We start from the raw sequence: 5,342 nt of genomic DNA, 5'->3' as shown, positions 1-5,342 counted from the left end.
CGTTCACGCTGCGCACGCTGGCGCCGGCGGACGAGGACTCGCTGGAGAGCGACAAGCTGGCGCGGGTGAGCGGGTTCTCGCTGCACGCGGGGGTTGCGGCGCGAGCGGACCAGCGGGCGAAGGTGGAGCGGCTGTGCCGCTCCGTGGCCCGGCCGGCGGTAGCGGAGCCTCGACTGTCGCTGACGGAACGGGGCGAGGTTCGGTACACGCTGAAGACGCCGTACCCGTGCAGTCCTACAACGAGAACTTCGCGGCGGCCACCGGCTTTGCGCAAGGCGAGGCTGTCGGTCAACACCACCGGCTCTTTTGCCCGCCGGAGGTGACGCAGTCCGCGCAGTACGAACAACACTGGCCTTCCCTGGCCAGCGGCCAACCGCTGCAAGGGGAGTTCCTGCGCAAGACAAAGCAAGGCGACGAGCTCCATATCAGTGCGCTGTACGCGCCGATCAAGGACCGCCAAGGGAACGTCGAACGCATCGTGAAGTACGCGACCGACATTACGGCCCAGAAGCAGATGCGGATTGCGGTTGATCGTCTGGTGGAGGAGAGTTCGCGTGTCATTGCGGCCATGGCCAACGCCGACCTGTCCCAGCGCGTTCAGGGTCAGTTTGGCGAGGCTCTCGACCAGGTCGCCAGCTCGCTCAACGATGCGAATGCAAAGCTGTCAGACACGCTTCTGTCGGCACGAACCACCACGTCGCGACTCGCCGATGATGCTCAGGCATTGGCTGCTACCTGCGTCGAACTCTCGAACTTGACGACCGAACAAGCGTCATCGCTCGAAGAGACGGCCGCCAGTATGGAGCAGATCACCGGCACCGTTCGAAGCAACGCTCAGAACGCGAGGAATGCTGCGGAGATCGCTCAACAAGCCGTCTCCAAGGCGAACGAAGGAGGCAGTGTCGTGCAGCGAGCAATCGTGGCGATGGAGGGCGTCAACGATGCCAGTCGCGAGATTGCCAACATCATTGGCGTCATCGATGAGATCGCTTTCCAGACCAACCTGCTTGCCCTCAACGCGGCCGTCGAAGCCGCGCGGGCGGGCGAGCAGGGGCGCGGCTTTGCCGTCGTGGCGAGCGAGGTGCGGAATCTCGCCCAGCGCAGCGCGGAGGCCGCCAAGGAGATCAAGACGCTGGTCAATGGCACGGTGGAGAAGGTCGGCGAGAGCTCGGCGCTCGTGAACGAATCCGGGAGTACGCTGGGATCGATCGTAGAGTCCGTGGCGAGCGTAGACTCGCTCATCGAGGAGATCGCTCGAGCGAACGCCGAGCAAGCAGAAGGCGTTGAGCAGGTGGCGAAGGCTGTCGCGCAGCTCGATCGCATGACCCAACGCGTTTCGGCCCTTACGGAGCAGAGCAACGAGGCTAGCAGAGCGAATCGAACCGACACGCAAGCACTGCTCGCGCTCCTTTCCTCATTCCGCGTGGATCAGCTGCCGACGATGGTCCCGTCTGCGGGGGCGGGCGCTGGCGAGAACGCGGTGACCTTGACGGAGGGTATGCCTTACCAACGTTTCGGTCCGCCCGCGGTCTCAGGGTCAAAGGCCTCGGGCTTGCGGTGATCATCCGCACGGCCGCATTTCCCCATCTGCTTAGTTGAGCCATCAACATAGACAACGATGACGTAGAACAACCGTTGCACCAATCGTACCGAGCAAACGCCGGTGAGCGACCGAGCAAATCCACTGCTATAGCGGATACGCAAGCACGGTGTGCGATCAACGAGAGTTGCTTACCCGAGTCGATAGGCATGGGTACGACGGATTCGTCGCCGGGATAGTCTGCCACGGCCGCGAACCGTCCGCCCGGACCCATCTCGGTTTGGACAAAGGCGCGGTGACTGTGTTCGGCGAGCGTGCCCAGACTCCTGTTGTTGGTGACACTGACACTCCAGAGCGCCGAAACGCACGGGGAGCACCGCTTCGCCTCCTCCCACGGCGAACTGCCGTCCCTGCGACTCCGCTGGATTTTCACCGAGTCAGGATCTCTGGGATGGAGGAGTAGCATGTGAGTTGCATGGGGTGCCAACATGCCCCTGTCCAACCGTCCGAGTCCCGTATCCCGTCGGGGCATCGGTCTACCGTCTGGATCCCAAGTGGAGATGACGCCGGCCTGGGAGATCGCTAGCAGACTGCCGTCCCGGGCAAACTCGAGATCGAGGAGCGTTGCGGAATCACCGACTGTTTCGAACAGTACTTCGCCAGTGGCAACGCTCCACACACGCACTGCGCCGTTTTGCGCGAGCATGCGATGCGGGGCTGGTGAGGCATCGCGTAATGGCAGCACTACCCGTCCGTACCGATGTTGGTGCCTGTCGTGGCCAGCCGCGACCCCAGCTCCGTGTTGTCCACGCAGATGGTCTTTGGAATGCTCTTGTTGTTGGAGTAGTGCAGGCTCGAACTGAGCATGGTCATCGGCTTCGGGGTGCCCTCGACGAGGCCTGGGATGAACTGCGAGGCTTCCATCGATGCGTGGGCCTTCTCCATCAGCACGTCCGCATCGGCGGTCAGCGGATTGCGTCGGCTGCGTGCATTGGTAGGGGTGCCTGCGTCATCACATCCACCTACACCAACAGGCGGAAGGCGCCGTCGTCCACTCGCGGCTCGCGTGCGGCCATACCGTTTTTGCAGGCGGCGTCCTTGAGCCGCGTGCGTACCAGGTGGCTTGGCTGCTCAGGATCTACTGGGGAGCCACGTGGGTCCATGCGTAACGGCTGTTAGACGGCGGATCACTATTAGTAGCTGCTAAAAGCGATAACGGCGGAGCTCCTTCTGCTGGACGTTGAGGTTAGCGTTCAGGCGCTCATCAGGTGCAGCGTTCCCGAACACGGAGGGGATACTCTGCTAGGCTGCCGATCGACCACCAGGGCCGGTGGCCTCAGGATCGCCCACGCAGCACCGTTGTCTCGCCAGCAGAGGGCAGAGCCAGTCGCTCAGCCACCAAGGCATGCTGGCGAAGCGCTTGTGAGGGATCGAGAGCGCCAAGGACGCCGTGCGATCTCTCCGGCAGGTGCTCCAGAGAATGCTCCGGTAGATCATGCTGGAAGATGTAGTGATCGAATAGGCTTCGCCAAGCCTGGCGCTGCGCTGGGGGCAGGTGGCGCAGGCTTAGCAGGGCGTGAATCATCGTGGTGAGCGGGTCATCAACGCACGGGTCGCCGGCAGGCCACCAATAGTTCACCAGAACGTTGAAGTCATCGAGGGACTCGACGTGGTGCCACCACATGGCGGGTATGAACAACACGTCCCCGGGCGCGAGATCCGCCACCAGTGCATGCTGGCACGCATCCCTGAAACGCGGGTAGCGTTGCCAGTCCGGACTGTGAAAATCGACGAGACTCATCGCCTGTCCGGCGGGAGTAAAGTCGATGGGGCCAACGTAGAGGTTCGCCACCTGGTCAGTCGGGAAGAGAGTGAAACGGCGCCGTCCGGCGGCGACGCAAGCCAAGTTGTGCGGCGAATCGTAGTGTGCGCCAACCCGGCAGCGTCCGCCTATCCAGAGGAAGGGCTGCGCGCTCGGGATCGAATCGGAAACTGACCAGGGCAGTTCGCCAGACAACGCCGGGAAGTACTTGCCGAGCGGCAGGGCGCCGGCGTAGTGAGCTGTATCCTGGGCTGGCGATACCAGCGTGTTCAGAATGTGCGCAAGGGTCCATGCCAGGCGGTCGAAGTTCAGGCCCCCGAGATCATCGGTGTAGCCGAAACGACCGTGTGCCGATGCTGGGGCGACGAAGGTGGTGGCTCGGTGGGCGGTGGCGCGCTTGCGCAGGTAGTCGGCACAGGCTGCGTGATCGTGTTGGGCGTGACGCACTAGGGCCCAGTGAGCTGCCGCTTGCTCAAGCACGACGGGTTGCGATGCGGGAACGATCTCCTCGTGGAATCGTCGCGGACTGACATCCGCGAGCCGTGGCACCTTTAGAGCAGCTATCGCACCCATGCTCAGCCGCTCGCCCGGAGGGACGACGGCCGGCGGTTTTTTCGCTCGATGAGTGCGGGGATCTGCTCAAGGGACACGATGATGGTGTAGAGGGCCTTGAGCAAGCCACGACGTTGCAGGGCAGCTAGCATCTCACCTGACGCGGCATCCAGGGCGCTCTCGTCCACCGTGTAGAGACCGTCGATGTGCATCGACGCCTCGCTCCTCAACGTGATATCGAGTTGAATCGGCGTTAAGAGCTTGTATTCGAGAAGCGTATCGATAAGCGTGGTCGCGACTGCTCCGTCGGCGAGCAGCCCGAGCAACATCTCGCGGGTTCGCTTGTAGTAGTCGGTTGTGTCACCGTCCTCTTCAAACACCCGCAGGGTGCGACCGGGATCGGGCTCCGAGCAGATCGCCGCGCTGTCCATGTCCACGCAGACAGTGTAGTGGGAAGGGGCGCCTTCAGAGGCCGAGTCGTGGCCAAGAAAGAAGGGTTGGCGAGCAAGGTTCAGAGGGATGTAGGCACCCTGCCACTCGCCCTGTTCAACGAGCAAGTTCTCGCCTTCCTCAAATCCCATCATCGCGACGGCGACAAAGCGGCCCGTCGCTGCACTCTTGGTGAACACGATCGGATGTTGGGTGGCGACCTTGGCGAACTCACACACCGCCACGGGCACCGTGCGCTCGCGGGCCACCGCATCCACCACGGCGTGCGGATCGATCCGTAGATCCCGGTGAACCACGCTGTCCAACGCCACTAATCTGACCATGAAACCTCCCCAAGCTATACGGGTTGTAAGCCGTAGTCGCGAATGCGCGTGAGCAGCTCGCGGTTCGACGGCAGCATGCTCCCGCTACGCTCGATCGCTTCGCGATTCTTACGAAACAACGCATCGGCGACGCCACCATCGCGCAGCATCTGCACTCTAGACGAGGTCTCAGAGCGGAAGCCCATACCGTACAGCACGTATTGGTAGCTGGCGGCGGGAAATACCTCGTTATTGCTAGTGAAGTCGTGGTTGTATGGCGAGTGATGGCGCCACAGCGTCATGAGCTCCTGCAGACTTTCAGGGACGGAAGCAGGGTCTCGGTTATCGATCCAGAAGGTGGAGTCTTCCCGCTGGCTGAGCAGGTAATGCAGCTTGAGGAAATCGATGATGCGATCCCACCGATAGGAGAACGTATCGTTGAAACGCCGCGCCACGATGTCCATCACCCCGCGCGTGGCGGGCAGTTGCTCGGCGAGCATCGTCGCCGACAGCTCCACCAATACCAACGCAGAGGCCTCCAAGGGCTCTAGAAAGCCCGCGGACAAACCAACGGCGACGCAGTTCTGTCTCCAGAAGCACTGGCGATGCCCAGACCGTATCGGAATCTTGCGCACGTCGAAGGCCGAGAGCGAGGTGCCTAGGTAGCGTTCCAGCG

The 5,342-nt window shown here is 62.5% G+C and carries 5 protein-coding genes and 1 pseudogene; 2 read left to right on the top strand and 4 right to left on the bottom strand.

What is annotated here, in order from left to right; all coding sequences use genetic code 11:
* Both AAGA68_27175 and AAGA68_27170 read left to right on the top strand, forming a co-directional pair.
* Positions 1 to 224 (top strand): annotated as a pseudogene (locus AAGA68_27175) (transposase).
* Positions 225 to 226: 2 nt separating this feature from the next.
* A complete protein-coding gene (locus tag AAGA68_27170) occupies positions 227 to 1,561 on the top strand; it encodes a methyl-accepting chemotaxis protein (GenBank protein ID MEM9388753.1) in 1,335 nt (444 codons plus the stop codon).
* 723 nt (positions 1,562 to 2,284) lie between these two features.
* Here AAGA68_27170 and AAGA68_27165 read toward each other — a convergent pair.
* From AAGA68_27165 to AAGA68_27150, 4 genes are all read right to left on the bottom strand, one after another.
* Positions 2,285 to 2,485, bottom strand: a complete 201-nt coding sequence (locus AAGA68_27165) for a hypothetical protein (GenBank protein ID MEM9388752.1) — start codon at positions 2,483 to 2,485, stop codon at positions 2,285 to 2,287.
* A gap of 391 nt (positions 2,486 to 2,876) precedes the next feature.
* Positions 2,877 to 3,935 carry a cupin-like domain-containing protein gene (locus AAGA68_27160; protein ID MEM9388751.1) on the bottom strand — a complete coding sequence of 353 codons (1,059 nt, stop codon included), beginning with the start codon at positions 3,933 to 3,935 and terminating at the stop codon, positions 2,877 to 2,879.
* A 2-nt stretch (positions 3,936 to 3,937) separates the two neighbouring features.
* On the bottom strand, positions 3,938 to 4,687 hold the full coding sequence (locus AAGA68_27155) for a SapC family protein (protein ID MEM9388750.1): 750 nt from the start codon (positions 4,685 to 4,687) through the stop codon (positions 3,938 to 3,940).
* Positions 4,688 to 4,701: 14 nt separating this feature from the next.
* Positions 4,702 to 5,342, bottom strand: a 641-nt coding sequence (locus AAGA68_27150) for a tryptophan 7-halogenase (protein MEM9388749.1), incomplete at its 5' end; no start/stop codon positions are given.

Source organism: Pseudomonadota bacterium, assembly GCA_039193195.1.
Classification (GTDB): domain Bacteria; phylum Pseudomonadota; class Gammaproteobacteria; order Steroidobacterales; family JBCBZW01; genus JBCBZW01.
Note: the sequence above shows the minus strand (reverse complement) of the source record. Positions and strands in the feature narration are given on the sequence as shown.

What these genes read in the sequence shown, in the direction of transcription:
- AAGA68_27165 (MEM9388752.1), bottom strand. Translation starts at nt 2,485, where the DNA reads ATGGAGAAGGCCCACGCATCGATGGAAGCCTCGCAGTTCATCCCAGGC.
- AAGA68_27160 (MEM9388751.1), bottom strand. Translation starts at nt 3,935, where the DNA reads ATGGGTGCGATAGCTGCTCTAAAGGTGCCACGGCTCGCGGATGTCAGT.
- AAGA68_27155 (MEM9388750.1), bottom strand. Translation starts at nt 4,687, where the DNA reads ATGGTCAGATTAGTGGCGTTGGACAGCGTGGTTCACCGGGATCTACGG.